The 25,565-nt window shown below is 63.2% G+C and carries 26 protein-coding genes and 2 tRNA genes; 20 read left to right on the top strand and 8 right to left on the bottom strand.

Annotation, left to right across the window (positions count from 1 at the left end):
* Positions 1 to 36: 36 nt before the first annotated feature.
* Positions 37 to 921, bottom strand: coding sequence for a LysR family transcriptional regulator (locus CHU95_RS16355; protein WP_094457414.1), 885 nt, complete (start codon positions 919 to 921; stop codon positions 37 to 39).
* 103 nt (positions 922 to 1,024) lie between these two features.
* Here CHU95_RS16355 and CHU95_RS16350 point away from each other — a divergent pair, with 103 nt between their 5' ends.
* The 4 genes from CHU95_RS16350 to CHU95_RS16335 all read left to right on the top strand — a co-directional run bounded on the left by CHU95_RS16350 (position 1,025) and on the right by CHU95_RS16335 (position 3,942).
* Entirely contained in the window at positions 1,025 to 2,182 is a 1,158-nt protein-coding gene (locus tag CHU95_RS16350) for a YbfB/YjiJ family MFS transporter (protein WP_094457413.1), read from the top strand.
* On the top strand, positions 2,179 to 2,781 hold the full coding sequence (locus CHU95_RS16345) for a glutathione S-transferase family protein (RefSeq protein WP_094457412.1): 603 nt from the start codon (positions 2,179 to 2,181) through the stop codon (positions 2,779 to 2,781). The genes CHU95_RS16350 and CHU95_RS16345 overlap by 4 nt, the downstream gene beginning before the upstream one ends.
* Before the next feature lie 83 nt (positions 2,782 to 2,864).
* Positions 2,865 to 3,335, top strand: coding sequence for a DUF6265 family protein (locus tag CHU95_RS16340; protein WP_094457411.1), 471 nt, complete (start codon positions 2,865 to 2,867; stop codon positions 3,333 to 3,335).
* 109 nt (positions 3,336 to 3,444) lie between these two features.
* On the top strand, positions 3,445 to 3,942 hold the full coding sequence (locus CHU95_RS16335; protein WP_094457410.1) for a DUF6265 family protein: 498 nt from the start codon (positions 3,445 to 3,447) through the stop codon (positions 3,940 to 3,942).
* A 97-nt stretch (positions 3,943 to 4,039) separates the two neighbouring features.
* Here the strand turns inward: CHU95_RS16335 and CHU95_RS16330 are convergent, their stop codons facing one another.
* Positions 4,040 to 5,896 (bottom strand): ribonucleoside-diphosphate reductase subunit alpha, encoded by a 1,857-nt coding sequence (locus CHU95_RS16330; RefSeq protein WP_094457409.1) that lies wholly within the window; start codon positions 5,894 to 5,896, stop codon positions 4,040 to 4,042.
* Between the two features lie 586 nt (positions 5,897 to 6,482).
* Here CHU95_RS16330 and CHU95_RS16325 point away from each other — a divergent pair.
* On the top strand, positions 6,483 to 7,844 hold the full coding sequence (locus CHU95_RS16325; RefSeq protein WP_094457408.1) for a CRTAC1 family protein: 1,362 nt from the start codon (positions 6,483 to 6,485) through the stop codon (positions 7,842 to 7,844).
* Here the strand turns inward: CHU95_RS16325 and CHU95_RS16320 are convergent.
* On the bottom strand, positions 7,822 to 8,658 hold the full coding sequence (locus CHU95_RS16320; protein ID WP_094457407.1) for a hypothetical protein: 837 nt from the start codon (positions 8,656 to 8,658) through the stop codon (positions 7,822 to 7,824). The two genes, CHU95_RS16325 and CHU95_RS16320, sit on opposite strands and share 23 nt — an antisense overlap.
* Positions 8,659 to 8,828: 170 nt before the next feature.
* On the opposite strand from CHU95_RS16320, the gene dgcA reads away from it, so the two are divergent.
* A complete protein-coding gene (gene dgcA / locus CHU95_RS16315) occupies positions 8,829 to 9,830 on the top strand; it encodes an N-acetyl-D-Glu racemase DgcA (protein ID WP_094457406.1) in 1,002 nt (333 codons plus the stop codon).
* 3 nt (positions 9,831 to 9,833) lie between these two features.
* On the opposite strand, the gene epmA is transcribed toward dgcA, so the two are convergent.
* On the bottom strand, positions 9,834 to 10,889 hold the full coding sequence (epmA, locus tag CHU95_RS16310) for an EF-P lysine aminoacylase EpmA (protein WP_094457946.1): 1,056 nt from the start codon (positions 10,887 to 10,889) through the stop codon (positions 9,834 to 9,836).
* A gap of 66 nt (positions 10,890 to 10,955) precedes the next feature.
* On the opposite strand from epmA, the gene CHU95_RS16305 reads away from it, so the two are divergent.
* Positions 10,956 to 11,924 (top strand): lipid II:glycine glycyltransferase FemX, encoded by a 969-nt coding sequence (locus CHU95_RS16305; protein WP_094457945.1) that lies wholly within the window; start codon positions 10,956 to 10,958, stop codon positions 11,922 to 11,924.
* 5 nt (positions 11,925 to 11,929) lie between these two features.
* Here CHU95_RS16305 and CHU95_RS16300 read toward each other — a convergent pair whose 3' ends face one another.
* Entirely contained in the window at positions 11,930 to 12,871 is a 942-nt protein-coding gene (locus tag CHU95_RS16300) for a nucleoside hydrolase (RefSeq protein WP_094457405.1), read from the bottom strand.
* Between the two features lie 212 nt (positions 12,872 to 13,083).
* On the opposite strand from CHU95_RS16300, the gene CHU95_RS16295 reads away from it, so the two are divergent.
* The 6 genes from CHU95_RS16295 to CHU95_RS16270 all read left to right on the top strand — a co-directional run bounded on the left by CHU95_RS16295 (position 13,084) and on the right by CHU95_RS16270 (position 17,706).
* Entirely contained in the window at positions 13,084 to 13,692 is a 609-nt protein-coding gene (locus tag CHU95_RS16295; protein WP_094457944.1) for an HAD-IB family hydrolase, read from the top strand.
* A gap of 105 nt (positions 13,693 to 13,797) precedes the next feature.
* The gene (locus CHU95_RS16290) at positions 13,798 to 14,769 is read left to right on the top strand and encodes a metal ABC transporter solute-binding protein, Zn/Mn family (protein WP_245838341.1); all 972 of its coding nucleotides are present in this window, start codon (positions 13,798 to 13,800) and stop codon (positions 14,767 to 14,769) included.
* Positions 14,770 to 14,781: 12 nt separating this feature from the next.
* On the top strand, positions 14,782 to 15,567 hold the full coding sequence (locus CHU95_RS16285; protein WP_094457403.1) for a metal ABC transporter ATP-binding protein: 786 nt from the start codon (positions 14,782 to 14,784) through the stop codon (positions 15,565 to 15,567).
* Positions 15,567 to 16,475: a metal ABC transporter permease gene (locus CHU95_RS16280; RefSeq protein ID WP_094457402.1), complete on the top strand. Its 909-nt coding sequence runs from the start codon at positions 15,567 to 15,569 to the stop codon at positions 16,473 to 16,475. Before CHU95_RS16285 ends, CHU95_RS16280 begins: the two co-directional genes overlap by 1 nt.
* Positions 16,472 to 17,428: a metal ABC transporter permease gene (locus CHU95_RS16275; RefSeq protein ID WP_094457401.1), complete on the top strand. Its 957-nt coding sequence runs from the start codon at positions 16,472 to 16,474 to the stop codon at positions 17,426 to 17,428. The genes CHU95_RS16280 and CHU95_RS16275 overlap by 4 nt, the downstream gene beginning before the upstream one ends.
* Positions 17,425 to 17,706 carry a hypothetical protein gene (locus tag CHU95_RS16270; protein ID WP_094457400.1) on the top strand — a complete coding sequence of 94 codons (282 nt, stop codon included), beginning with the start codon at positions 17,425 to 17,427 and terminating at the stop codon, positions 17,704 to 17,706. The genes CHU95_RS16275 and CHU95_RS16270 overlap by 4 nt, the downstream gene beginning before the upstream one ends.
* Here CHU95_RS16270 and CHU95_RS16265 read toward each other — a convergent pair.
* The 3 genes from CHU95_RS16265 to CHU95_RS16255 form a co-directional block, all read right to left on the bottom strand.
* Positions 17,681 to 19,285: a glycosyltransferase gene (locus tag CHU95_RS16265; RefSeq protein WP_094457399.1), complete on the bottom strand. Its 1,605-nt coding sequence runs from the start codon at positions 19,283 to 19,285 to the stop codon at positions 17,681 to 17,683. The two genes, CHU95_RS16270 and CHU95_RS16265, sit on opposite strands and share 26 nt — an antisense overlap.
* A gap of 125 nt (positions 19,286 to 19,410) precedes the next feature.
* Positions 19,411 to 20,130: a Bax inhibitor-1/YccA family protein gene (locus CHU95_RS16260; protein WP_094457398.1), complete on the bottom strand. Its 720-nt coding sequence runs from the start codon at positions 20,128 to 20,130 to the stop codon at positions 19,411 to 19,413.
* A 119-nt stretch (positions 20,131 to 20,249) separates the two neighbouring features.
* On the bottom strand, positions 20,250 to 21,179 hold the full coding sequence (locus CHU95_RS16255; protein WP_094457397.1) for a complex I NDUFA9 subunit family protein: 930 nt from the start codon (positions 21,177 to 21,179) through the stop codon (positions 20,250 to 20,252).
* Positions 21,180 to 21,355: 176 nt separating this feature from the next.
* Between CHU95_RS16255 and CHU95_RS16250 the strand changes: the two genes are divergently transcribed.
* The 7 genes from CHU95_RS16250 (at position 21,356) to CHU95_RS16220 (ending at position 25,559) form a co-directional block, all read left to right on the top strand.
* Positions 21,356 to 21,440, top strand: a tRNA-Leu gene (locus CHU95_RS16250).
* Positions 21,441 to 21,620: 180 nt separating this feature from the next.
* Positions 21,621 to 21,705: transfer RNA gene (locus CHU95_RS16245), tRNA-Leu, on the top strand.
* A 181-nt stretch (positions 21,706 to 21,886) separates the two neighbouring features.
* Positions 21,887 to 22,501 carry a ribonuclease D gene (locus tag CHU95_RS16240; protein WP_094457396.1) on the top strand — a complete coding sequence of 205 codons (615 nt, stop codon included), beginning with the start codon at positions 21,887 to 21,889 and terminating at the stop codon, positions 22,499 to 22,501.
* Between the two features lie 122 nt (positions 22,502 to 22,623).
* The gene (lptC, locus tag CHU95_RS16235; protein WP_094457395.1) at positions 22,624 to 23,307 is read left to right on the top strand and encodes an LPS export ABC transporter periplasmic protein LptC; all 684 of its coding nucleotides are present in this window, start codon (positions 22,624 to 22,626) and stop codon (positions 23,305 to 23,307) included.
* A 17-nt stretch (positions 23,308 to 23,324) separates the two neighbouring features.
* Positions 23,325 to 24,272: an LptA/OstA family protein gene (locus CHU95_RS16230; protein ID WP_165772226.1), complete on the top strand. Its 948-nt coding sequence runs from the start codon at positions 23,325 to 23,327 to the stop codon at positions 24,270 to 24,272.
* Positions 24,269 to 25,045 carry an LPS export ABC transporter ATP-binding protein gene (gene lptB / locus CHU95_RS16225; RefSeq protein WP_094457393.1) on the top strand — a complete coding sequence of 259 codons (777 nt, stop codon included), beginning with the start codon at positions 24,269 to 24,271 and terminating at the stop codon, positions 25,043 to 25,045. The genes CHU95_RS16230 and lptB overlap by 4 nt, the downstream gene beginning before the upstream one ends.
* Before the next feature lie 214 nt (positions 25,046 to 25,259).
* Entirely contained in the window at positions 25,260 to 25,559 is a 300-nt protein-coding gene (locus tag CHU95_RS16220) for a BufA1 family periplasmic bufferin-type metallophore (RefSeq protein ID WP_094457392.1), read from the top strand.
* Positions 25,560 to 25,565 lie beyond the last annotated feature (6 nt).

Raw genomic sequence — 25,565 nt, 5'->3', positions numbered from 1 at the left:
AGTGATTTGCATTATGCAGTAATTGCATAATGCAAATCAGCACTGCCATCCCAATCGGGCATAGTCGATAAAGCGGGCCAGCGCGGCCGTCATGATCGCATCACGACGATGGATCAACTGCGTCGGCGCCACGGCCCAAGGCGCGGGCACCGTCTGTATCGACAAAGACGAACGCAATGGTGATCGGTCGACGGCCGCCAGTGGCAACAGCGAAACACCAATCCCGGCCGCCACGCCCCCAATGATGCCTTCAAGCGTCCCGAACTCGTGGAGGCGGGGCTGCCGCGCCCCCAGCCCGGCCAACAGGCTTTCCAGCCGTTCACGATAGGCACAGCCCCGTCGGAAGCAGAGGGCAGAGAGGCCCGGCTTGTAGAGCATTGCTGGCCACTCGTCCGTCGCCTGCACGCCCGCCACCATCACCATCTGCTCAACCCCGACATCGGCGACCATCAGGTCCGGATGGTCGACAGGGCCGCTGACCAGGGCCATGTCCAGTCGGTAGGACAGGACCTCCTCCGTCAGCGTAATGGTCGGCCCGGTCCGCAGGCTCAACTCCACATCCGGGAAGGCAGCGTGATAGGCGGCCAGAACCGGTGGCAGGCGACAGGCGGCTGTTGTCTCCATGCTGCCAATGGCGAGGCGCCCACCGGGCCGGTCCGGATGCAACAGATCCCTTAGACTGTCGCGCGCTGCCCGCAAGGCCGCAACCACTTGCCGTGCATGCGGCAGCAGTCGCTCGCCAGCGCGCGTTGGTACTACGCCACGGCCGTTGCGGTGAAACAGCGTTACGCCCAGCGCTGCCTCCAGCGATCGAATACGGGCCGTCACGTTCGACTGTACACAATTCAGCCGACGTGCCGCCGCCGTGATCCCCCCCTCTTCCACCACCGCCAGAAAGTAGGAAAGATCAGTGCTGTCCATCGCCCACCCATCAACTGACGTGAATTTAGTTATCCTGACAATTCATTTTTCTTGATGTCAAGGCCATGACACCATCTGCGCCTGAGATCGGGTGGGGCGCGTGATGGGGAAGGTCTGGCAATCGGCATCGGCGGGACTGGCGGGTACGCTTCTGGGCGTTGGGCTGGGTCGTTTTGCTTACACCCCGCTGCTGCCGGCTCTGATTGATGAGGGTTGGGTGGATGCCGGGGGTGGGGCGTTGCTGGGCGCCGCCAACCTGTTCGGTTATCTGTTGGGGGCCATCGGCGCTGCGCACCTTGGTCGCCTGTGTCGCCCTGCCTGCGTGCTGCGCGCCGCCATGCTGCTGGTGACACTGTCCTTGGCGGCCTGCGCGTGGAATGGCGGAACCGAATGGCTGGCGGCGTGGCGCTTTCTGGCTGGGATCGGCGGGGCCTTGCTGATGATCCTGGCGGCCCCGGTGCTGATGGCCCAGGTGCCACCGGATCAAAGGCCACTGGTCGCAGGCATTGTTTTTTCCGGGATCGGGGCTGGGGTGATGGTCAGTGGCACCCTTCTGCCCTGGCTGGCCGGTGGCGGCGCGGCCTGGGCCTGGGCCGGAATCGGGCTGCTGGCGCTGCTGCTGACCATCGCCTCCTGGGGACACTGGCCCGTCACCGCCCACGCGCCCCCGGCACCAGAACCAACCTTGACCCGGTCTTGGGCACTTCTACTGTTCACGCTGGCCTATGCCACCGACGGTATGGGGTTCGTGCCACACACATTGTTCCTGGCCGATTACGTGGCGCGCGGACTGGGCCAGGGCATCGCCATGGGTGGGGCCTACTGGTTCGTGTTCGGGGTTGGTGCCCTAACGGGGCCGCTCCTGGCGGCTCGTCTGGCCCGATTACTGGGCTTTGCACCCGCCTTGACCCTGGCATTGGGCTTGAAGGCCGGGGCGGTGGCCCTGCCGCTCCTGTCCTCGGCCCCGCTGCCGCTGGGTCTGTCAGCCCTGCTGGTCGGCGCCCTGACACCGGGCTGCGTAGCGTTGGCATCGGGCGTGGCTGGACAATTGGCGGGGGCGCGCGGTCATACGGCTGCGTGGGGCCGGATGACCGCAATATACGCCCTGTTCCAGGCTGCGGGGGGCTATGGGCTGACCTTGCTGTTCGCGGATACCGGCCATCACCTGCCTCTGTTCGCGGCCGGCGCCACCATACTGGTATTGGGCACCCTGGCAGGGATGGCCGGCCTGTTACAGTTGCAAAAGGAAAAACTGCCATGAAACTATATGTCGCTAAAACCTCCCCCTATGCCCGCAAGGTGCTGGCCCTGGCCATGGAGAAGCAGGCGTTGGACCGGCTCCAGGTTGTGACCATCGACCCCTGGTCCGATCCCGCCGACCTGTTATCAGCCATACCCTCTGGCAAGGTCCCGGCCCTGGTCACGGACGAAGGTTGGTGTCTGGGCGAGAGTTGGGCCATTGCGGACTATCTGGACAATATTCTGCCTGGCCGTCGATTGCTGCCGGATGCCGGGCCTGACCGCTGGCGGTCATTGCGACTGTCTGCCTTGGCCCAGGGCCTGTTGGATGCAGCCTTCAGCGCAGTGGTGGAGAGGCGGCGGCCACTGGGTGAACAGTCTCCCGGCTGGGTTGACCGGCAAATAGCCGCCATCGCCCGGTCCCTGCCAGCCATGGAAACGGCTGTGCCCGATCTCTATGCAGACAATGCCGGTCTGGGCGCTTTGTCTGTGGCCTGTGCGCTGGATTATCTGGATCTACGCCATGGCGATCTGGACTGGCGGACTGACCATCCGGACCTGGCCAACTGGCTCGCGGGTATCATCGACCGGCCATCGCTGCGTGCGACAGACCCACGTTAACCGCTGATCGGCTTGACGCGATCAATTGAAACGATCCCCGTCTACGGGTGTATCCTGGCTACTCTACTGCCGAAGGCTTCCCCATGCGCGCCCTTTTCCTGGCTGGCCTGCTGTTGCTGGCCGCCCCCACTGCTCTGTCGGCGGAACCCGTGATCGACGACCTTTCCTGGCTGGCAGGCCAATGGGTTGGCCAGGATGGTGACCGGCGGATCGAGGAACATTACATGCGTCCCGCCGGTGGCATCATCCTGGGCATGAGCCGAACCGTGCGACCGGGCAAGGCGCCGGAAGCAGAGTTTATTCGCATCGGCCCCGATGCCGCGGGCCAACTGGCCTATCATGCGCATCCATTGGGCCAGGCTCCAGCCAGCTTTGCGCTTATCGAGTCTATGCCGGGTCTGGCGATATTCGCCAATCCACACCATGATTTTCCGCAGAAGATCACCTATCGCCGCACAGGCGACAGCCTGACCGCGACCATCGAAGGGCCGGTCAAAGGCGGCGGTGTGAAGCGTTTCGGCTGGTCTTGGCGACTGGCCGGGTCGGCGCCATAGGCAACGCCTCTTCGGCGTGCTGCAAAATCGTCAAAATCATCAGCAGTCGGGACGGCGGGGCAAATAAGGCGTAGCCTGTTCAAAACAAAAACCAAACGGAGGAGTGCCCATGTCCACCTTCTCTGTCACCCGCCTCTCTGGCCTGTTGCTGCTGGGCTTGTTCTTGGCCCTGCCCACGGGCAGTCAGGCATCTAACGACCCCCTGCGATCCCTCGACTGGCTGGCGGGCCAGTGGGTGGGACGTGAAGGACCAACCCGCACGGAGCAGCACTTCATGCGGCCCGGCGACGGTGTCATGCTGGGGATGCGGCGATCCATGTCGCCGGTGCGCGGCGCTGATACTGAATTCATGCGCATCGTCGCTGAACCTGACGGCTCTGTGGTCTATTACGGCCAGCCTTTGGGCAGCGACGCCGTGATCCCGTACAAGCTGATCGAGTCAGGCAACAATATGGCGGTGTTCTCCAACACCGAAATTGCCTATCCGCAACGGATCGTCTTTAACCGCTATGGCGGCAATGTCGTGGCGGCCCTGGAGGGACCGGACGGCAATGGCGGTATTCGCCGCTTCCGGTGGACTTGGCAGAGGGCTGGCGACGCCCCCTGACTGTCAGGGGGCGTCAACCAAGCATCGCCAACAATCTTCCACCGTCCAAACCTCGACCATGGCCCTCAAACGATTGGGGGCCATGGATAGGGGGGTGTTACTGGCAGGCCAGGCACTCCTCGTACTTGTTTGTCTCCGCGATCGGCGCAGCCTTGGCCTTGCCAATCTCCTTGGTGGCGTTGCTTTCGGCGCGCTGCACCGACATGGAACGCAGGTAGTACAGGCTCTTCACGCCCTTCTTCCAGGCCATCATGTGGATCTGGTGCAGGTCGCGCTTATGCACATCGGCCGTTAGGAAGACATTCAGCGACTGGCTCTGGCAGACGAACGGCGTGCGGTCGGCAGCGTGTTCGATCAGCCAGCGCTGATCCAGTTCGAACGCCGTCTTGAAGACGTCCTTCTCATCTTGGGTCAGGAAGTCCAGATGCTGGACAGATCCGCTGTTGAGCGTGATTTCCGACCAGGTGTCCTCATCATTGCGGCCCTTCTCTGCCAGCAACCGTTCCAGGTACGGGTTGCGCACCGAATGGCTGCCCGACAGGGTCTTGTGCGTATAGGCGTTGGCGGCCACTGGCTCAATCCCCGGCGACGCGCCACCGGTGATGATGGAGATGCTGGCCGTCGGCGCAATGGCGATCTTGTTGGAGAAGCGCTCCATCACACCATATTCGGCGGCGTCGGGGCAGGGCCCGCGCTCATGCGCCAGCTTGACTGAGGCTTCGTCGGCCTTGCGCTTGATCAAGGCGAACATGCGCTTGTTCCAGACCTTGGCCATCACCCCCTCAATCGGGATCATCTGGCTTTGCAGGAAACTGTGGAAGCCCATGACGCCAAGACCCACCGACCGCTCACGCATGGCGGAATACTTGGCGCGCTCCATGTCACTGGGAGCCTTCTGGATAAAGTCGGTCATGACATTATCCAGGAAACGCATCACGTCCTCAATGAAGGTCGGATGGTCCTGCCATTCCAGGAAGTTTTCCAGGTTCAACGAGGACAGGCAGCAGACGGCTGTGCGCTGCTTGCCCCACGGGTCCATGCCGGTGGGCAGCGTGATTTCGCTGCACAGGTTCGACATCTTCACCGTCAGGCCGGCCAGCTTGTGATGTTCTGGGATGGCCCGGTTCACATGGTCGATGAACAGCATATAGGGCTCGCCCGTTTCCATACGGGCGGTCAGGATGCGGATCCAGAGGTCGCGCGCCTTCACGCGGCGCAGGATCTTGCCATCCTTGGGGCTGGTCAGCGCCCATTCCTCATCCCCCTCGACCGCGCGCATGAAAGCGTCGGGGATGGCGATGCCATGGTGCAGGTTCAGCGCCTTGCGGTTGGGATCACCACCCGTGGGGCGGCGCATCTCGATGAATTCTTCGATCTCGGGGTGGGAAACGGGCAGATAGCAAGCAGCCGACCCACGGCGCAGGGACCCCTGGGAAATAGCCAGCGTCAGGCTGTCCATGACGCGGATGAAGGGGATGACGCCGCTGGTCTTACCGCTATCCTTTACCTGCTCGCCGATGGAGCGAAGGTTACCCCAGTAGGAACCAATGCCGCCACCCTTGGCCGCCAGCCAGACATTCTCGTTCCACAGGCCGACGATGCCTTCCAGGCTGTCGCTGGCCTCATTCAGGAAGCAGGAGATGGGCAGGCCGCGCGCCGTACCGCCATTGGACAGGACGGGCGTGGCCGGCATGAACCACAGGCGGGAGATATAGTCATACAGGCGCTGGGCATGCGCGTGATCGTCGGAGTAATAGCTGGCGACGCGGGCAAACAGGTCCTGATAAGTTTCGCCCGGCATCAGATAGCGGTCGTCCAACGTCGCCTTGCCAAACGGCGTCAGCAGCTCGTTGCGGGTATGATCCACAGTCACGGCCGAGTGCTTGCGCATCTGAATCTGGCCGAACACGTCCGCGCCCTGCGGGGCCCAATCGTTCACTTCACCATCGCGCATGACTTATCCCCGTTTTCCCCAGTGCCCCGGCTGTGGATAACTGACCACAGAACACAACATCTTGTTGGCTTGGGTGCGGATCGTACCAAATCCCGTCCCCACCACAAGGCAGAAATTTCCTCCCTGTCCATCATGAATAGGCTTGACGTCAGCCATTCCAATGCAGCGGGAAGGTGGGGCCGGGGTATGCAGCGCACGCGGCTTGACGGAGGCCCATCAGCGGACTAGCCGCGAATAATCCTTGGATTCAGCGGTGTAGGTCGAGGCATGGCCACGCGGACGCCGCCCATATGCGACCGGGGGGAGATTCGATGTAATCCCGGTTCACATTCGCTGGCAACCAGCGTCGCTGCCATCGACCCGATGACAGGACACAAATCACACGCCGCCGCCCGTCCGGCTGGTCGGGACGATGGCATAGGCGAACACCAGATATTGTGCATGACGGTCGGATCCGGCGTTAGAAGCGCCCTGTGCGCCGTCGTCCCGTCAAACGTCACAGTCCGTCGCCTTGCCCACGGCCCCTGGTCCAGGCTATTCATAGGCCGTTCCGGTGCCGGGACGACAGCCACAGTGCGGGGGCCGGATGTTCATCGAATGCTCCAACCTGATCGCCGGCAACCAGCCCGCGTTGAATTACGGCGTGGCCGTGGCTGATGTGGATGGCGACGGACAGGATGAGATGATCGTCGCCGGCTATGGCGGCCCCAACAGGGTGCTGAAATGGGGCGGGGCGGGCCTGGTGGATATGGCCATCCCGTTGCTGGCCGATGCTGGCCACCGGGCCATCGGATTGGCCTGCGGCGATATTGACGGCGATGGCCGCGAAGAAATCTACATCCTGAACAGTGACGGCTTTTCCGGCCCAAAGCAGGTTTCGGATCGCCTGTTGGCCTGTTTTGGGGATCGCTGGATCGACCTGTTCGCCCTGCCGGAGAATTTCGCAGTTGCCAACCGCTTCGCTGGACGCTCCATCGCCGTCATCGACCGGGCGGGCACCGGGCGCTATGGCTTCGTTGTCGCCAATTATGGCGGACCGATGCGCTTGTTCGAAATGGGGGGACGTGGGCGCATCATCGACATGGCGGATGAGGTTGGGCTGGATGCCATAACCGGTGGGCGGTCACTACTGGTCGCACCCCTGCTGGGCGAACGGCCGGACATCTTTTCTGGGAACGAAATTGGGCCCAATCTGTTTTTCCGCAACCAGGGGGACGGTACATTCGTGGAAATGGCAGAGGCGCTGGGCCTGTCGGATGGGGCGCAGGCAGCGCGGGGCGTGGCGCTGGTTCAGGGGGACGGGCGGTTCGACATTATCCAGGCCAACTGGGAAGGACCGCACCGTTTGTTTCAGCAACAGGCAGGCGGCGGTTTCGCCGATATGGCTCCCTTGGATCTGGCACGGCCGAGCCGGGCCCGCACTGTCATTGCCGCCGATTTCGACAATGACGGGTATGAAGAGATTTTCATCAACAATCTGGGGGAGCCGAACCGCCTGTTCGGCTGGCGCGATGATCGGTGGCTGTCGATTGATATCGGCGATGCTGCCCTGCCCGGCGGTTTCGGCACCGGGGCTGCCGTGGCCGATCTGGACGGTGACGGGCAGTTGGAGTTGCTGATCGCCCATGGCGAACAGGCGCCACAACCCTTGTCGCTCTTTATCGGTGAACCGCGCGGCCACCATTGGCTGCGTATCCGACCGCTGACAGTGGCCGGCGCACCGGCGCGTGGGGCCCTTGTGCGGCTATGGTCCGGTGACCGCCTGCAAATGCGGACCCTCTGCGGCGGATCAGGTTATCTGTGCCAGATGGAGCCGGTCGCCCATTTCGGGCTGGGTCGGGACACAAGCGTGGATCGGGTGGAGGTTCGCTGGCCTGACGGCACCGTTCACCGCATCGACAAGCCAGCGATCTGCCAGACCCTGATCATTCCTCATCCCGGGCGGTGATCGCTGACTGATACGGACCAATGGCAACACCATAGATCCGGGCCCAGAGCAGCGCCGTCATCGCCGTCACCAACGGATGGGTGATGGACAAGACCACATTGGCCAGAATCAGCAAAACCAGGCTGTTGCTTTGCAGCCCTGTCAACCACAGGAAGACAGCCGGCACCTGCAGCAGGTTCACCAGGATCAGGGCCAATAGCGGCGGCAACCCGCCCAGGTGGCCCGTGGCTTTCCAGCTGGCGCCCATGACAAACTTGCCATCCTGGACCACGGAGCCGATCGCAGGGCCGAGCCGGGCTACCGGCCACAGCGTCATCAGGATGATGACGATGTAGGTCGTCAGGAAAAACCAGTCCGGCATGGCCGAGGCCATCGCCGCCGCGTCGGCGGGCCCCTGGCTCGGGTTGGTGGCCAGCCGATGGCCCGTGACACTGGCCAGCAAGGTCATCACCACGGTGGCCGGCAGAATGGAGGCAACGGCGGACAGCATCATCATCGAGAGCAAGATGCCGCCAACACGCCAGTTTCGCCCCTCAAACGGCATGTCCCAGAATTGCGGCCCATCTTCCCCCAGGAGCAGGAAGCGGGACCAGCGCACCGTCCAAACGCCCAGGCTCCAGATCATGCAGATCACCGACAGGAGCAGCAGCAAGCTGCCACCGCTGCCATCATCCTGGGATCGGGTCATCTGCGCGATGCCCAGCGCAGCCAGAATCAACGCCGGTGCCCCGGCAAAGCGCAGCACGCGGCCGGGGTCGGACAGAAGCAGCAGATAGATCGCCAGTGATTCGCGCCAGGCGTCTCTGAAATTCATCGGGAATCCGGTTTCCGCAATGCGTGGAAATGTCGACGCAACGGTCTATCACATGGGGTGTTTCAGCGCGACCGCAATGGTATGTCTGCACGTCGCAGGGACAGCACTTCGACAAGTATCTGGGATTGCTGTAGAAAAGAAAGCACGCAATCCGTCGGAGCCCCCCCCTGATGCCCTTTGCACCTGCACCCACCGCCCAGTTGACTGTCCGTCTGGAACGGTTTCCTATCCGGGGCACCTTTCGCATCTCGCGCGGGGCGAAGACGGAAGCGCTTGTGCTGGTGGCCGAACTACGCGACGCCGATGGCTATGTGGGCCGGGGTGAATGCGTACCCTACGCCCGTTATGGGGAAAGCGTGGAGGGGGTCCAAGCCGCCATGCAGGCGATGGCAGACGCTTTCAGCCGCGGACTGAGCCGCCGCGCCCTGTTCCACGCCATGCCGGCCGGGGCTGCCCGCAACGCCCTGGATTGTGCGCTTTGGGACCTGGAAGCACGGCGCAGTGGCACGCCTGTCTGGGAAATGGCGGGACTGGCCCCACCGGAACCGGTGGTCACGGCCTTTACACTGTCCATCGACACGCCGGCTGCCATGGCCCAAGCCGCACGCGCGGCCGCACGCCCCCTGCTGAAGCTGAAGCTGGCCGGCGATGGGGCTGATCTGGACCGTGTCGCCGCCGTGCGCGAAGCGGCTCCGGCCAGTCGGCTGATCGTCGATGCCAACGAAGGCTGGAAACCTGACGATCTGGCCACCCTGCCCGCCGCCTTTGCCAATCTAGGGGTGGAGATGATCGAACAGCCCCTGCCCGCTGGCGCCGACGGCGCCCTGCTCGGCTTTGACAGTCCTGTACGTCTGGGTGCCGATGAAAGCGCCCATGGGCTGGACGGTCTGGAGGATCTGGCCCACCGTTATCAGGTTGTGAATATCAAACTGGACAAGACCGGCGGCCTGACAGAGGCGCTGGCGGTCAAGGCGCGGGCGCAGGCCCTGGGCCTGGACGTCATGATCGGCTGCATGGTGGCAACGTCACTGTCCATGGCGCCCGCCCTGTTGCTGGCCCAGGGGGCCGACTATGTTGACCTGGACGGGCCGCTGTTGCTGGCCCAGGATCGGGCGCCGGGCCTGACCTACCAGGGCGCCCGGCTGCTGCCCACAGCGGGGGTGTGGGGCTGAGGGTCAGGCCGTGACCACCGGCGCCCACAGCACATCGTCGATCCTCTCCGCCCCTGCAATGATCATGGCCAGCCGGTCAAATCCCAGGGCGATACCCGCACTGTCCGGCATCAGGGGCAGCGCGGCCAGGAACTCCTCGTCAATCGGGTAGCGCTCCCCATACAACCGTTCCTTCTCCGCCATATCCGCCTCGAATCGCTGACGCTGCAACACCGGGTCGGTCAATTCACCAAAGGCATTAGCCAGTTCCACGCCGCATCCGTACAACTCGAACCGCTCTGCCACGCGCGGATCCCCGGGTTTCGGCCGCGCCAAGGCGGCCATCGATACAGGATAATCTGACAGGAAGGTGGGTACATCCATGCCCAGATGCGGTTCGATCCGGTCCAGACTGACGCGGAAGAACAGATCTTCCCAGGTATCGCTGTCAGCCACGCGGATGCCGATGCGGCGCACCGCATTGGCCAACAGCTCACGATCAGGGCGCAACGGATCGGGGGCCGTGGCCAGCAGGTCGATACCGGCATAGTGCAGGAAGGCATCCTGTACCGTCAGCACCCGCCAATCAGCGAAGGGGTCGCACTGAAGGCCCCGGAAGCGCAGCCTGTCCTTGCCGGCGGCGATACAGGCCGCCCTGACCAAGGCGATACAGTCGTCCATCAGGTCACGATACCCGGCACCCGCCCGATACCATTCCAGCATGGCGAACTCCGGATGGTGCGTGCCCGACCGTTCGCCGTTGCGATAGACATGCGACAGTTGAAATAGCCGCGGCACACCGGCAGCCAGCAGCTTCTTCATGGTGAATTCGGGGCTTGTATGCAGATACAAGCGGCGGCGGTCGTCGGGGTGCGGTCCGACGAGATCGGTGGCGAAGGCCATCAGATGCACCTCCAACCCCGGAGACACCTGCAGGGCCGGCGTCTCCACCTCGTCAAACCCGTGATCCTCAAACCAGCGGCGCAGGCTGCGCATCACCGTCTGGCGAACGGCAAGATAGGGGCGCTTACGGCTGAAATGGTCGGGATGCCACCAGTTGGGTTGAACGGGGCTGCGCATGATCACTCGACAGAAGGCAGGAAAGACAGGCACTCTCGCCTTCCCGCACGCGACTTGCAATCCCCGATGACCGATCACGACACCATCCCCAACCTGCGCATCGTCTGGGACGTAGGGCGCCTGTCGGAATGGGCATCGCTGCTGGCTGAATGCGGGCAAAGCAGCCTGACCCAGAGCTTCGGCTATCATCAGGCCATGCTGACGGTGGAAGGATGGCGCCCGCGGCTGGGCATCATTGAGCTGTCGGACAAGCCTATCGGGCTTGTCGTGATGAGCGAACGGCGGCTTTTACGGGTCGTCCGGATCGCCCGTCTGCATCGCGGCCCGCTATTGCGGCCGGAGGCGCGCAAGCCCAGTGTCTTCGCCATGGTCATGAAGCTGATCCGCCAGGATTATCCGAGCGGGCCCCTCAACTGGACCGCCGTGGTGCCGGAATGGACGGCGGGAGAGGAAGCGGTCTCGATGATGCGCTGGGCCGGGTTCCGGCGCGACAAGGCGCCGGGTTATCGTACCCTCTGGCTGGACCTGCGACGTCCCGAGGCCGATCTGCGCAGCGGTCTCGCCCAGAAGTGGCGCAACGCCCTGAACCAGGCGGAACGAACGGGCCTGACCGTGGAGATCGACCGCGACGGGAAACAGCAACTGACCTGGCTGCTGGAACAGTACCAGAAGGACAAGGCCGAAAAGCGCTATCGCGGTCCATCGGCGAAGCTGGTCATCCGCATGCGTACCGGCATGTACAAGGATGGGGACATCCTGTTGTTGAGGGCGAACAAGGATGGAGTGCCGGTAGCCGGCATTCTGGTCCTGGGCCATGGCAGAGCCGCCACTTACCAGATCGGGTGGTCCGATGCGGTCGGTCGGTCGGCACGGGCGCACAATCTGCTGCTATGGCAGGCGATGCTGGAATTGAAGCGGCAGGGCCGGGACTGGTTTGACCTTGGCGGCATCTTGCCCGACACGGCCCCCGGCGTGACCGCCTTCAAGCGTGGCATGGGCGGGGTGGAGGTGGAACTGGCCGGGGCCTTTCGATAACCCGTTTACAGCCGCGCCAACCGGTCGATCAGCAAATCAAAAAACCCCTCTGCATCCGCCTTCAGCATGAAAAATACGTTCTTCGGGCGCGGGGTGATGCACCATCGGTCAACCACCGTCTGACCGATGGTCAGCGGTGATGCGGTTTCCACCTCCACATTGACCTGCTTGCCCTGGAAAAGATCGGGCCTGATGAGCCAGGCGATGACGCAGGGGTCATGCAACGGGCCGCCATCGGTGCCATATTTGGCCTCGTCATACTGGCGATAGAAATCCAACATCTCATAGGTGACACGGCCCACGGGGCCGGGGATGGCGCGCACCCGGTCCATGCGGGCCTGGGCCGTCAGGACCTGATGCGTCACATCCATAGAGAACATGACGATATCAACCCCGGATTTAAGCACGATCTGGGCCGCATGTGGATCAACGAAGATATTGAACTCCGCCACAGGGCTGCTGTTGCCGCCTTCAAACTGTGCTCCACCCATCAGGACAATGCGCTTGATCCGCGCGGCGATGTCGGGTGCGCGGGTCAAGGCGGTGGCAATATTGGTCAGCGGGCCCAGCGGGCACAGCGTGACCGTTCCAGCCGGTTCGCAACGCAGCGTGTCGATGATGAAATCGACGGCATGCTGTTCCTGCAACGGCATGGTGGGCATGGGCAGATCAGGACCGTCCAGGCCGGTATCGCCATGCACCTCCGGCGCGGTATGCAGGTCCAAAAACAGGGGGCGGTCACAGCCGGCGAAGACCTTGATATCAGGCCGACCTGATAACTCGCAGATCTTGCGGGCATTGATTTCTGTGTGGGCCAGTGGGGCATTGCCGGCCACGGCAGTGACGCCCAGCACCTCGATCTCTTCCGGCGAGGCAAAGGCCAGCATCATGGCCACCGCGTCGTCCTGCCCAGGATCAGTGTCGATGATGATGCGTTCGCGTGCCATGATACTCTCTCTCCTTCAAGGCCCATCCCCACGCGGGGGCAAGCACGCCGGCGATGCCGCCCGCGCCAAGCGGCGCGAGAGCCAAGCCCACGGATATGGGCGCTGGCGATTGAGGCTCGGTGATCCGTGGTGATCTCCGGAAACCCTGTGAAATGTCACATAGCGGGAAAAAACTTGAGCGGAAAGGCCCACGCCTGTTTTATGCGGCGACCATGATACGACGCACTGCCATTTTTGACTTCGACGGCACCCTGGTGGGAGGCGATAGCCTGTTGCCCTATTTGGGGCGGGTTGCCGGACGCATGCGATCGGGCCTGGTCTTCGCCCGCGCGATCCGGGCGGGGTTGATGAGCGCCGGGACCAACCCCGACGATGACCTGCGCACACGGATCAAGGCCGGCATGCTGCACCGGGCACTGGCCGGGGTACCGATTGCCGTGGCGCAGGAAGCGGCGGAACGGATGCGAGGCTGGCCCCGCTGGTATGAACCGACCCTGACCGCGTTGAAACGCCATGCCGATGCCGGCGATCTGGTGGTGGTGGCAACAGGCGGTCTGTCACTCTACATCCCGACATTGCTTGAAGGGTTGCCGGTCGACCGCATCCTGGCCACCGACATCGAGGAACAGGACGGGGTCCTGACCGGGCGGATGCAGGGCGGTAACTGTGTGCGAGCGGAAAAGGCTCGGCGGGTGGCGGCCCTGCTGCACGAACTGGGGCCGTTTGACGAAACCCATGGCTATGGCAACCGACCGTCTGACCTGCCCTTTCTGGCGCTGATGAGCCATCCGAGGGTGATTCCCACCGTGCCAAGGCGGTGATGTTGTTATAGAACCATCACGGGACTTTGCCTTGCCGCGGCCGCAAACGCGCTTATATGCTGGGGCGAAGCAAAGTTTGGAATGATTCCAGAAAGCCACACTCCCGTGTCTGCCGTTGCCGCCCTCACCCGTCGTTCCCTGCTGGCTCTTGCCGGAGCCGGCCTGATATCGGCCACGCTGCCAGCCAACGCTGCGCAACGGCCCGTTCTGCTGGCCACGACCAGCCAAGTGGCCGAGTTGCTGCGGGCAGTGGCCGGGGACACAGCCAGCATCAGTAGTCTGATGGGCGAAGGCATTGATCCGCATTCCTATAAGCTGACGCGGTCAGACACGGTTGCCCTGATGAAGGCCGACGCCGTGTTCCATTCGGGCCTCTATCTGGAAGGCAAGATGGCCGACATGCTGGATAAGCTGTCAGCCGGCAAGCCTGTGTATGCCGCAGCCTCCGTCCTGCCCTCGGACAAACTGATCCATCCTGATGGGGCCGATGCCCATCCGGACCCCCATGTCTGGATGGACCCTAGTCTCTGGCAACTGGCCTTGCTGGGCGTACGGGACAAACTGTCCGGCCTTTACCCGGCCAATGCCACGCTATATGCGGCCAACACGGCCAAGGCAGCGGGACTGTATGAGGCACTGCATGGTTACGCCGGCAAAGTGCTTGCGTCAGTGCCGGACCCGCGGCGTGTGCTGGTCACAGCCCATGATGCCTTCTCCTATTTAGGCCGGGCCTATGGCCTCGAGGTTGTTGGCATCCAGGGTATCAGCACAGAGTCAGAGGCAGGATTGCAGCGCATCGAAAGCATGGTGTCGCTGTTGGTTGACCGGAAAATTCCCGCCGTATTCGTCGAGACATCCGTCTCCGACCGCAATATCCAGGCCCTGATCCAGGGGGCTGCCGCCAAGGGGCACACGGTCGCCATTGGCGGTTCGCTTTATTCCGACGCCATGGGCGCACCGGGCACTTATGAAGGCACCTATGTCGGCATGATTGACCATAATGTCACCACCATCGCCCAGGCCCTGGGCGGGACCGTGCCGACGCGCGGGTTCCAGGGCCGGTTGGCGGCGGGTTGAGGGGCGGGAACCATGCTGCAACGGCTGTTGAGCGACAATTTCATCCCGAGTGCCGATGCTGGCGTTGGCGCCTTGGCCGTATCGGGCCTGTCGGTTGCCTATCATCAACGTCTGGTGCTGCGGGACATCACCTGGACGGCACCAGCTCACGGTCTCGTGGCCATCGTTGGGCCAAACGGGGCCGGCAAATCCACCTTTCTGAAGGCGGTGCTGGGTCTGGTCCCGGCGCTGACCGGGAATATTGAGATTTATGGCCGCCCCCTGAAGCGGCAACGCGCCCTGATCGGCTATGTGCCGCAACGGGAATCAGTGGACTGGGACTTCCCCGTGTCCGCCCTGGATGTGGTCACAATGGGCCGTTACGGCCTGATCGGCTGGGGCCGACGCATCACTGGCAAACATCGGGCCGCCGCGATGCAGGCGTTGGACCGCGTCGGCATGGCCGATCTTGCCCACCGGCAGATCGGCCAATTGTCGGGCGGCCAACAACAGCGCGTGTTCCTGGCCCGCGCCCTGGCGCAGGAAGCGCGGCTTTACTTCATGGATGAACCGCTTGCGGGTGTAGATGCTGCCACCGAGCAGACCATCCTGGCGGTTCTGCGGGAACTGGACGCAGAAGGGCGCACCGTCATTTGCGTGCATCATGATCTGCAGACCGTCGCCGAAACCTTCGACCATGTCCTGATGTTAAATGGCGAACTGGTCGCCGCCGGCCCCGTGTACGAGGCCCTGACAGAGGATAATCTACGCCGCGCTTACGGACAAAGGGCCAGCGGGTTACGGCTGGGTCCGCGCTGATGGAAATGGTGGGGCACAATACGCTGGTTGTGCTGCTGGGTGCCACCGCATTGGGGCTGGCCGCCGGTATGGTGGGCTGCTTTATGGTCTTGCGTCGCCGCGCCCTGGTCAGCGATGCCTTAAGCCATGCGACTTTACCTGGCATCGTAACCGCTTTTCTCACCGGGCTAGCCTTGGGGATCGACGGACGATCCCTGCCCCTGCTGCTGGCCGGCGCCGCCATCAGCGGGGTGATCGCCGTTCTGACCATTCAGGCCATCAAACGCTGGACCCGATTGACCGAGGATGCGGCCATCGGCGCCGTTCTCTCCGTCTTTTTCGGAGCCGGCGTCGTGCTGCTTTCGGTGGTGCAGGAACTGCCGGCCGCCAATGCCGCAGGACTGAAGGGCTTCATTTTCGGCCAGACAGCAGCCATGCGCAGTGGCGAGGCGATGGGCCTGGGCGCGCTCGCCCTGGTGGCGGCGGCCCTGATCTGGCTGTTCTTTAAGGAATTCCGCCTGCTGGCCTTTGATGAAGGCTTTGCGCGGGCGGCCGGCTGGCCCACAGGCCGGATTGATCTGGCGCTGATGGCCCTTGTGACGCTGGTCACCGTGGTCGGGTTGCAAACCGTCGGGCTGGTCCTGATCATCGCATTGCTTATCACGCCTGCTGCCACAGCCCGCTTCTGGACCGACGATCTGGCCGCGATGCTGATCATCGCCGGTGGGGTCGGCGCGGTGTCGGGCGGGGTGGGCGCACTGCTCTCCTCTCGCTTTGCCGATTTGCCGGCAGGCGCCATCATTGTCCTGGTCGCTACCAGCCTGTTCTTCATCAGCCTGATCATCGCCCCGTCACGCGGGTTGCTGGGGCGTAGCCTGCGGCGCGCCCGTCTGCGCCGCGCCCTGCTGGCAAGGGGGATTACGGGATGACCCTCGACGCCGCAACCTTCCTTTCGGTTGATCTCCCGGCCCTGCTGGCGGCTTTGTTCGCGTGCCTGTCCTGCGCCCTGGTCGGCAACTTTCTGGTGCTGCGCCGGCAGGCCCTGATGGGTGACGCGATCAGCCACGCCGTTCTGCCTGGCATTGTCGCCGGGTTCCTTGTGGCCGGCACCCGTGACACCGTGCCCATGCTGGCGGGCGCCCTGACAGCCGCTTTGGTGGCGGGCGTAATGATTGAACTGGTCCGCCGCCTGGGCCGGGTGGAAGCCGGGGCCGCCATGGGCGTGGTCTTCACCGGCCTGTTCGCGCTGGGCGTTGTGCTGATTGAACAAGGACCCGCGCGGCAGATCGATCTGGATGCCGATTGCGTACTCTACGGGCAGTTGGAGGCCATCCTGTGGTTAGCACCCAACGGCTGGTCCGACCTGACCGACCCAGCCCTCTGGGCCACCCTGCCCCGGCAGGTGGTGCAACTGGTCGCCGTCTTTGCCCTTTGCCTCGTCATCATCCTGATTTTTTTGAAGGAACTGACCCTGGTCTGTTTCGACCCGGCTTTGGCCGACACGCTCGGCCTGAAAAGCGGTCTGGTGCAGCATGGCATTGTGGGGCTGGCCGCCTTAGCCGCCATCGCCGCGTTTGAGGCGGTGGGATCGATCCTGGTCATCGCCATGCTGATCTGCCCCGCCGCCACGGCTCGGCTCTATACTGATCGCATGGGGACACAACTGGTCGTGTCGTTGTTGGTGGGCGGCGTGACGGGGCTGGGCGGCTACGCGCTGGCTGCTTTCGGCCCATCACTGCTGGGATATGACATGGCCGTTAATGCTGCCGGGTCCATCGCCGTGCTGGCAGGGGTGATCCTGGGCCTTTCCATTCTGCTGGCACCACGCTATGGCGTGCTGGCCCGTGCCACGGGGCGGGCCATGCGGGGAGCGGCAGCGTGACTTCACTGCAATTATCGTATCTGGTCCTGGGTGTCACACCGGCGACCATTGCTGCCTGCCGAACGCTGGCGGGCCAGGGCGGGTGTTTCACCATCCTGGCAACGGATCAGGAGGCGGGCCACCGTCTGGTTCTGGAACTCAATACCGGCAGCCGGGGGCGGGCGATCTTTATCCCGGGCAACCCGCAGGATGCCGGCGACCGCGCCGACGCGCTGGCAGAACATGCCCGCTGCTGGCCCGACCAGACGCCACTTATCCTTTCGCCCGCAGGGCCTTGACCCCGTCCAGGATCTGCCGAAGCATGACATCGCGCGATGAAATTGCGGCAAAGCGCTTGCGCGCCTTGGTGCGCATCGCTTCCCGATATTCCGGATCATCGGCAAACCGGCTGGCGAGCGGGGCAAACTCACCCAGACTGGCAAGGTGAAAATCCGGCCCGACCACGGTTGCCACATCACCAGCGTTCAAGGTGAAGGCCGGGACGCCGCTGGACAGGGCGTAGGCGGCCGATGCACCGCCGCCGCCACGCGGCGGGTTCAAGAACAGATCGGCCTGTTCAAGCAGGCCGATCACATCCGGGTCGAATCCATGCGCCCGTGACCGCGCCGCCAGGGCCGGCAGGGCGGCAACCAGATGGTCATAGTTGTCCAACGAACCGACAAACAGAAAAAACAGTCGTGGTTCCGCCTTTATCGCCGCGTCCAGGGCAGCGGCGAAGGCCGGCGTGACCTCCTGCGTCAGACGGATACCGATCACCAGGGTCAAGATGGCATCCGCCGGCACCGCCAGATCAGCCCGACCACGGGCCCGGCCCATCGCCGGTCGTGTATAGCAGTAATCAATGTTGGTCACACGATCAGCGGTCAGCCCTGCCACGGCCAGGGCTGGGCCATCGGAGGCGACCAGAGCACGCGGCAGCGCCACAAAGGCCGGCTCTGCCATCGGCAGGTAGGTGCCGAACGGGATTGACACCACGTCCAGCAGGCCCCGGCACAGATCGGCAACGGGGTTCATGGTGCCGAAGGACAGAATGAGGTCAGGTCGCATCTCCAATATCCGGTCCCGCATGGCGGCAGCGGTTGCCGGGTCGGTATGGCCGGGCGGCAGATGGATGAAGGGGATAGGCAGCCGGTCGATCACCAACTGCGTCTTGTCGACCAGTTCTTCATCAGCACTGCTGACAAAGCCGCCCAGATATGGGTAATGCGCCGAAACCGGGCCATCAGCGGTGTTGATCAGCACCACACGCCGCCCAAAGCGCAACACCAGCTTGGCGGCAAACTCCCGAGCATCGATGGAGGGCTGATGCATGCCCTGTACAAACTGTCCGGTCATCAGCACGATCAGGTCACGCTGACGCTGCCCCACCGGCACAGAGTCGCGCGGCGGCATCTGGGCCCGATATTTGTCCAGGATCGTGTGCCAGAGCTGGCGCAGGACAAGGTCATGGCGGCCTGGATCGGACAGGCGCATGCGGTTACTCCACACCGCATAGACGATGCCCCGGATGATGTAATCGGCCTGGGCCAGATTGTGGCGCGGTTTGGCACTGTTCAGATCGTCAATCAGGACCTGCAAGGCCGCAGTCGGCGCCGCACCGTCGCGCAGCAACCCGGCGCGCAGCAGGTGCGCAATCACACCTTCCCGCGGGTTACGGGGCTTGGGCAGCCGGTCCAGCATGGCGACAACAGCCGCTGGATCGGCTCCATTGGCCAGCTTTAGGCTGACCGCCTCTGCCAATGCCTGGGCCCGCATCCAGCGGTCAGCATCAAACATTGGCTCTTCCAACCCAGCGGACAGTTCCTGGCCCAGGGCCATGGTCAGGCCCTTCAGTTCCCCATCGCTGCCCGCCACCATCTGTCCCCTTGCCTGCGATAACCGCCACCAATGATAGAGGCACTGGCCCGCAAATGGAAACGCCCGGCACAGGGTGACCTGTACCGGGCGTCCCAACCACAAAACGGGCCTGGACCCTTCAACCCTTACTCTTCGCGCTGGCCCAGCAGGGACAGAAGCATCTGGAACAGGTTGATGAAGTTCAGGTAAAGCGACAGGGCGCCCATCACGGCCAGACGGCTGTTCGCTTCTTCACCCCAATGAGAGGCATAGCTCTCCTTGATGTTCTGGGTATCCCAGGCCGTCAGGCCCGTGAAGACCACCACGCCGATCACCGAGATGGCGAATTGCAGCGCGCTGGAACCCAGGAAGATATTGACCAGACTGGCGATCACGATGCCGATCAGGCCCATGATCATGAAGCTGCCCATCTTCGACAGGTCGGCCTTCGTGGTATAGCCGTACAGGCTGATACCCGCGAACATGGCCGCCGTGATGAAGAAGACGCGGGCGATGCTGGCGCCCGTGAACACCAGGAAGATGCTCATCATCGACAGGCCCATCAGGGCGCTGAAGACGATCAGGCTGGTGCGCAGGGCCGTGGCCGACATGCGATCCGGGCGGAACCCGAAGAACAAGAAGCCAAGCGGGGCCAGCATGACCACCCATTTCAGGGGGGTTCCGAAGATCAGCGACACCAGGGCTTCGCTCTGGGCACCCAGAAAGGCGATGCCGCCGGTGATTGCCAACGCCAAGCACATGTAATTGTAGACGCGCAGCATATGGGTCCGCAGACCAGCGTCGAACGACGCCTGGTCTAGGGTCCGGCTGCCCGCCGCATACGGATTATAGGGTCCGTTTACCATCGAAGTATCCTCGACAGGGGCTGTTGAGAGGTACACACCCGTTATATTGGGAGGCGGGGGGTGGCGATCAATGGAAATCGGTCTGCACCCCGCGCATTTTCCACAAGGGGAGCCAAGACTCAGCCGCGGGGCGGCCGTAGATAGGTGGGGACAATCAGTTCCAAGGCCGTCGGCATGATCCCCAGATCCGTGAGACCCGGTAGAGAGCCCGACACAACATTGTCCCGGCGCAGCAACCGCACCTGATCACGGGTCAGCGGCTTACCTGGCAGCAGCTCCATAAAGGTGGCCTGCAATGTGGCAATCGGAAAGGGCAGCGTCACCAGCCACCGGCCCGGCACCCCGGCCTGCCGGCGGACATAGTCGAGCAATTCCTTGAAACTATAGGCGCGTGGCCCGCCCAACTCATAGGTTCTGCCAGTACAGGTCGGATCGTTCAGGGCCACCATCACCGCATCTGCGACATCACCGGCATAGACAGGCTGGAACCGCGTATGGCCCCCACCGATCAGCGGCAGGAAGGGCAATATCCTGGCCATCCGCCCGAACCGGTGGAAGAACCCATCACCGGGACCGAACACAATAGAAGGTCGCAGGATGACGGCTCCTGGAAACACCGCCCGGACCGCCGCTTCTCCGGCACCCTTGCTGCTGGCATAGGCGCTGTCGGACGTGGCATCGGCGCCGATGGCCGACATCTGGACAAAGGTTCGGGTGCCGGCGGCCGCTGCGGCCCTGGCGATACGCGCCGCCGCTTGATGCTGGACGGCCTCAAAGCCATTGCCTCGGCTGGGGGCCAGAATGCCAATCAGGTTGATCACGGCATCCGATTCCGCGACCGCCGCCGCAACCGCGGCATCGTCATTGACATCGATGGCGATGGGGACGATCTGCCCAACCTCTCCTGCCGTTCGCAGCGGTGTCACCTGCCCAGGGTGACGTGACGGTATGATGATGCGGGCACCGGTGCGGGCCAGTCGCTGGACAATATGCCGGCCGATGAAACCCGACCCGCCAAATACCACCACCTTGCCCAACGACGCCGACATGATCCTGCCCCCTTCTTCCCCAATAGAATGCCCCTCTGCGATATGGGACGCCAGAGACCCTGAAAAAGTCTTCCGGTTCGGAAAAACATCTGTTGACGGCACAGGCGGCGGTGATTATACACCCGCACCACGGCGCGCTGCCCACCGGCAACGATGGAAAGCGCGGTTCGGAAAACGCCCAGATGGCGGAATTGGTAGACGCGCAGGTTTCAGGTACCTGTACCGCAAGGTGTGGAAGTTCGAGTCTTCTTCTGGGCACCATTCCGATGTGACGCACTTAAGGCCGCCGGTTCATTCCGGCGGCCTTAAGCGTTTCTGGGCCCCGTCCCCGCAGCGTCAAAAAAATCCAACAAACCTGTTGACGCCCGCAAGCCCCCCCATTATACACCCGCCCCACGACGCGCCGCCCATTGGCAACGATGGACCGCACGGGTCGGAGACGCCCAGATGGCGGAATTGGTAGACGCGCAGGTTTCAGGTACCTGTACCGCAAGGTGTGGAAGTTCGAGTCTTCTTCTGGGCACCATCCGCAAGTAACGCTCTTAGGGCCGCCGGTTCATTCCGGCGGCCCTAAGCGTTTCTGGTCCGCTTCACCCCGGCCCCCGGCCCCGACATCGGACCCTTGCGGCATCGCCCCTTGCAGCGGACGGGCCGGCAACCGATAAGGGATGTGACATTCAACGGCACGCCACTAAGGAAAGAACCCCATGTCCCAGATCTCCCTCTATGTCGGTGACCTGCCTGATGGCCTGGAACTGGGGCCGGTTGTCGCTGTCGATACGGAGACCATGGGCCTGAACCCGCACCGTGACCGGCTGTGCCTTGTGCAACTGTCATCAGGCGATGGCAACGCCCATCTTGTGCAGATTACCAAAGGCCAGACCGACGCCCCGAACCTGAAACGGCTGATGGAAAACCCCCAGGTCCTGAAGCTGTTCCATTTCGCGCGCTTTGACGTGGCCGTGCTGTATAAGGCGCTGGGCATTACCTGTGCCCCCATCTACTGCACCAAGATCACCTCCAAGCTGGTCCGCACCTCCACCGACCGCCATGGGTTGAAGGACCTGTGCAAGGAACTGACCGGCATCGAACTGTCCAAGCAGCAGCAATCCAGCGACTGGGGCGCGGCGGCTTTGAACGAGGAACAGTTGAAATACGCGGCTTCCGATGTGTTGTACCTGCATCAGATCAAGGAAAAGCTGGACGCGCTGCTGGAACGCGAGGGGCGCCGCGAACTCGCGGAGGCGTGCTTTGCCTTCCTGCCGGCACGCGGCAAGCTGGACCTGCTGGGCTGGGAAGAGCCGGATATCTTCGCGCACTAAGCCCTGTATGCCGCACATGACGGGCCGTCCCTGTGCGTCCCGTCACAGAAATGCCGCGCTGTTCTGTCATTTGCTGCGGCTTGTTCTAAATTCAACCGATCAATAAGGAACGCCGCTCGCCGATGACCGAAGCCCCCGCCCTGTCCACCCGGCCCAATACGGCGCGCCTGCCGACAGGTGGCGGACGGGACCCTTTTGCCCACAGCAAAGCGGTACGGATCGCACGGGTGGCTTTGCCGGCGGTGGCGGCAGTGGTGCTGCTGACCATCTTCATCTGGCCGCTGTTCAACGGCTCATCCGACAAATCACGACCGGGGCCTGCCCAGGGCGATCTGGAACTGACCCAGGCCCGCTATCTAGGCACCGATAAGGGTGATCAGCCCTTTGAAATCCGGGCGGCACGCGCCGCCCAACAGGGTGGGGGCAAATCCACCGTGGAACTGTCGGTTCCAGAGGCCGATATTACCTTAAAACGCGGGACCTGGCTGTCGATGGCGGCACAGACAGGCGATTATGACCAGGACAAGCAGATCCTGCTACTGAACGGTGCTGTGTCCTTTTTCCATGGCTCCGGCTATGAACTGCGGACACAGGAAGCGGTCCTGGATGTGAAAAAGGGCATAGCCTGGGGTAATAAGCCCGTGGAGGGCCAGGGGCCGATGGGGACGGTGGAGGCCGGCGGCTTTCGGGTGCTGAATGATGGCGATGTCCTGGTCTTTACCGGCCATGCACGGCTGCGCGCCTTTAGCGCTGGCGACAAGACGGCCAATCGGGGCGAAGACAAGCCGGGGGTAGCGGCGCCATGAGGGCGAGTGGCAAGGCAATGTTCGGAAAGAGCGGGTTACTGGCGTCGATGGCGCTGGGCCTGATCCTTGCCGCCGGCACGGGTTTTGCGCAACAGGCGGTGGCCCCAGCCCCAGTCCCGGCGCCGCAGACCACCACCCCCTCGCTGGAAATCGGCGGGTCGAAACCGATAGAGGTCGATGCCCCCGCCGGTTTTGAATATCATGACAAGCTGCAGGTGGCCATCGCCCGCGGCGGCGCCACCGCCACCCAGGGCGACATGGTACTGACGGCAGAGACCCTGGCCGCCTACTTTCGCAAGACTGGCAATGGCGGAAACGAGGTCTATCGGCTGCTGGCCGAGGGGAATGTGCAGCTAAAAAATGGCGACCGCACGGCCCATGGCTCACGCGCCATCTATGATCTGGATAAGTCGGTGGCGGTGCTGACCGGTGACGGCTTGCGCCTGACCACACCGAATGAAACGGTGACTGCCCGCGACAGCCTGGAATATTGGCGTGACCAGGAACTGGCGGTGGCGCGGGGTGATGCCCTGGCGGCCCGTCCGCAGGACCGTATCCGCGCCGACCGGCTGGTGGCACTCCTGGCCCGCGACGCACAGAACAAGCTGGGCCTGTCACGGGTTGATGCTGATGGCGGTGTGGTCATCACCACCAAATCGGAAACGGCGCGCGGCGACAAGGGCACCTATGATCTGGACAGCGAACAGGCCCTTCTGACCGGCAATGTCCGCGTCACGCGCGGACAAAACCAGTTGAACGGACCTGCTGCCGCTGTTGATCTTCGGTCCGGCATCAGCCGTATTCTATCCCAGGTACCGGGTTCCGGTCCTGTCACCGCACAACCTGCGGCACCGGCAACGGGGGAGCGGGTGAAGGGTCTGTTCATTCCCAACCGGCAGGGCGAGGGCGGCGTGCCGCAGCAACCCGGCCAGACCGCCGCGCCGAAAGGGAGCGAGAAGCCATGAGCCAGTTGACCCAGGACAAGTCAGCGACCGGCCCGCGCCTGGTTACCGACAATACGGGCCTTGTGGCATCGCGCATCGGCAAGGCCTATAAGGGCCGGCCCGTCCTGCGCGATATTTCACTGTCAGTGAACCGCGGCGAGGCGGTCGGGCTTCTGGGTCCCAACGGTGCCGGCAAGACCACCTGCTTTTACATCATCACCGGCCTGATCCTGCCCGACCATGGCAGCATCACCCTGGACGGGATGGAAGTCACCGCCCTGCCCATGTATCGCCGTGCCCGGCTGGGCATCGGGTACCTGCCGCAGGAAGCCAGCATCTTCCGGGGTCTGAGTGTGGAGAATAATATCCGCGCCGTGCTGGAGGTGGTTGAACCAGACCGTGATATACGTGAACAGCGGCTCGATGAGTTGCTGGCGGAGTTTTCCATCACGCATTTGCGCCGCACGCCGGCACTCGCACTGTCGGGTGGTGAGCGTCGCCGCGCCGAGATTGCCCGCGCGCTGGCCAGCCAGCCGCATTTCATCCTGCTGGACGAGCCGTTCGCGGGCGTGGACCCGATTGCGGTGAACGAAATCCGCGAGTTGGTCAGCCACCTGCGCGAACGCGGCATTGGTGTGCTGATCACCGACCATAATGTGCGCGAAACGCTGGATATCGTTGACCGCGCTTACATTCTGCATGATGGCGTTGTGTTGATGCAGGGCACCCCGTCGGAGATCGTCGCCCACAAGGATGTGCGCCGGGTCTATCTGGGTGAGCGGTTCAGCCTGTAACAATTGACTTTGTTCGTGTTTTGAAGGGCGGCGGGCCGGCATGGTCAGGCCTGCTGTTTTCAGGTGCGGCCTCCAGTTTGATTGAGAACGAAAAAAATCTTCTGAGGCCAAAGATTTTTTTGAAAAGCCGCGTAACCTTCTCTGGAACAGACCGAATAGCAGGGTACGGACGCCGATGAGCGCCGATACACCCAAAGCCCGAAGGATCTGTTCCATGACCAGCACCCGCATCACCGCCCTGACCCTCGGCGCCGCTTTCGCCGGCGCGTTGTCGCTGGCCGCCATCGCTGCCCCCGCCCATGCTGCTGAGGGTGAAAAGGTGAAGTGCTATGGCGTCTCCAAGGCCGGTGAGAATGACTGCGCCAACAAGGCCGCCGGTCATTCCTGCGCCACCCAATCCAAGGTCGATTACAGCGGTCAGGATTTCAAGGCCATGACGAAGGAAGCCTGCATGGCTGCTGGCGGGGCCGAGATGGCCTATGAAGGCACCAATCCCGCTAAGGCCAAGAAGTAAGATCGC

Source organism: Niveispirillum lacus (genome assembly GCF_002251795.1).
Classification (GTDB): domain Bacteria; phylum Pseudomonadota; class Alphaproteobacteria; order Azospirillales; family Azospirillaceae; genus Niveispirillum; species Niveispirillum lacus.
This window is presented reverse-complemented; position numbering and strand designations above follow the sequence as displayed.

Excerpts from the sequence above, each read along its gene's own strand:
- CHU95_RS16355 (WP_094457414.1), bottom strand. The coding sequence starts at position 921 with ATGGACAGCACTGATCTTTCCTACTTTCTGGCGGTGGTGGAAGAGGGG.
- CHU95_RS16350 (WP_094457413.1), top strand. The coding sequence starts at position 1,025 with ATGGGGAAGGTCTGGCAATCGGCATCGGCGGGACTGGCGGGTACGCTT.
- CHU95_RS16345 (WP_094457412.1), top strand. The coding sequence starts at position 2,179 with ATGAAACTATATGTCGCTAAAACCTCCCCCTATGCCCGCAAGGTGCTG.
- CHU95_RS16340 (WP_094457411.1), top strand. The coding sequence starts at position 2,865 with ATGCGCGCCCTTTTCCTGGCTGGCCTGCTGTTGCTGGCCGCCCCCACT.
- CHU95_RS16335 (WP_094457410.1), top strand. The coding sequence starts at position 3,445 with ATGTCCACCTTCTCTGTCACCCGCCTCTCTGGCCTGTTGCTGCTGGGC.
- CHU95_RS16330 (WP_094457409.1), bottom strand. The coding sequence starts at position 5,896 with ATGCGCGATGGTGAAGTGAACGATTGGGCCCCGCAGGGCGCGGACGTG.
- CHU95_RS16325 (WP_094457408.1), top strand. The coding sequence starts at position 6,483 with ATGTTCATCGAATGCTCCAACCTGATCGCCGGCAACCAGCCCGCGTTG.
- CHU95_RS16320 (WP_094457407.1), bottom strand. The coding sequence starts at position 8,658 with ATGAATTTCAGAGACGCCTGGCGCGAATCACTGGCGATCTATCTGCTG.
- dgcA (WP_094457406.1), top strand. The coding sequence starts at position 8,829 with ATGCCCTTTGCACCTGCACCCACCGCCCAGTTGACTGTCCGTCTGGAA.
- epmA (WP_094457946.1), bottom strand. The coding sequence starts at position 10,889 with ATGCGCAGCCCCGTTCAACCCAACTGGTGGCATCCCGACCATTTCAGC.
- CHU95_RS16305 (WP_094457945.1), top strand. The coding sequence starts at position 10,956 with ATGACCGATCACGACACCATCCCCAACCTGCGCATCGTCTGGGACGTA.
- CHU95_RS16300 (WP_094457405.1), bottom strand. The coding sequence starts at position 12,871 with ATGGCACGCGAACGCATCATCATCGACACTGATCCTGGGCAGGACGAC.
- CHU95_RS16295 (WP_094457944.1), top strand. The coding sequence starts at position 13,084 with ATGATACGACGCACTGCCATTTTTGACTTCGACGGCACCCTGGTGGGA.
- CHU95_RS16285 (WP_094457403.1), top strand. The coding sequence starts at position 14,782 with ATGCTGCAACGGCTGTTGAGCGACAATTTCATCCCGAGTGCCGATGCT.
- CHU95_RS16280 (WP_094457402.1), top strand. The coding sequence starts at position 15,567 with ATGGAAATGGTGGGGCACAATACGCTGGTTGTGCTGCTGGGTGCCACC.
- CHU95_RS16275 (WP_094457401.1), top strand. The coding sequence starts at position 16,472 with ATGACCCTCGACGCCGCAACCTTCCTTTCGGTTGATCTCCCGGCCCTG.
- CHU95_RS16265 (WP_094457399.1), bottom strand. The coding sequence starts at position 19,285 with ATGGTGGCGGGCAGCGATGGGGAACTGAAGGGCCTGACCATGGCCCTG.
- CHU95_RS16260 (WP_094457398.1), bottom strand. The coding sequence starts at position 20,130 with ATGGTAAACGGACCCTATAATCCGTATGCGGCGGGCAGCCGGACCCTA.
- CHU95_RS16255 (WP_094457397.1), bottom strand. The coding sequence starts at position 21,179 with ATGTCGGCGTCGTTGGGCAAGGTGGTGGTATTTGGCGGGTCGGGTTTC.
- CHU95_RS16240 (WP_094457396.1), top strand. The coding sequence starts at position 21,887 with ATGTCCCAGATCTCCCTCTATGTCGGTGACCTGCCTGATGGCCTGGAA.
- lptC (WP_094457395.1), top strand. The coding sequence starts at position 22,624 with ATGACCGAAGCCCCCGCCCTGTCCACCCGGCCCAATACGGCGCGCCTG.
- CHU95_RS16230 (WP_165772226.1), top strand. The coding sequence starts at position 23,325 with ATGTTCGGAAAGAGCGGGTTACTGGCGTCGATGGCGCTGGGCCTGATC.
- lptB (WP_094457393.1), top strand. The coding sequence starts at position 24,269 with ATGAGCCAGTTGACCCAGGACAAGTCAGCGACCGGCCCGCGCCTGGTT.
- CHU95_RS16220 (WP_094457392.1), top strand. The coding sequence starts at position 25,260 with ATGACCAGCACCCGCATCACCGCCCTGACCCTCGGCGCCGCTTTCGCC.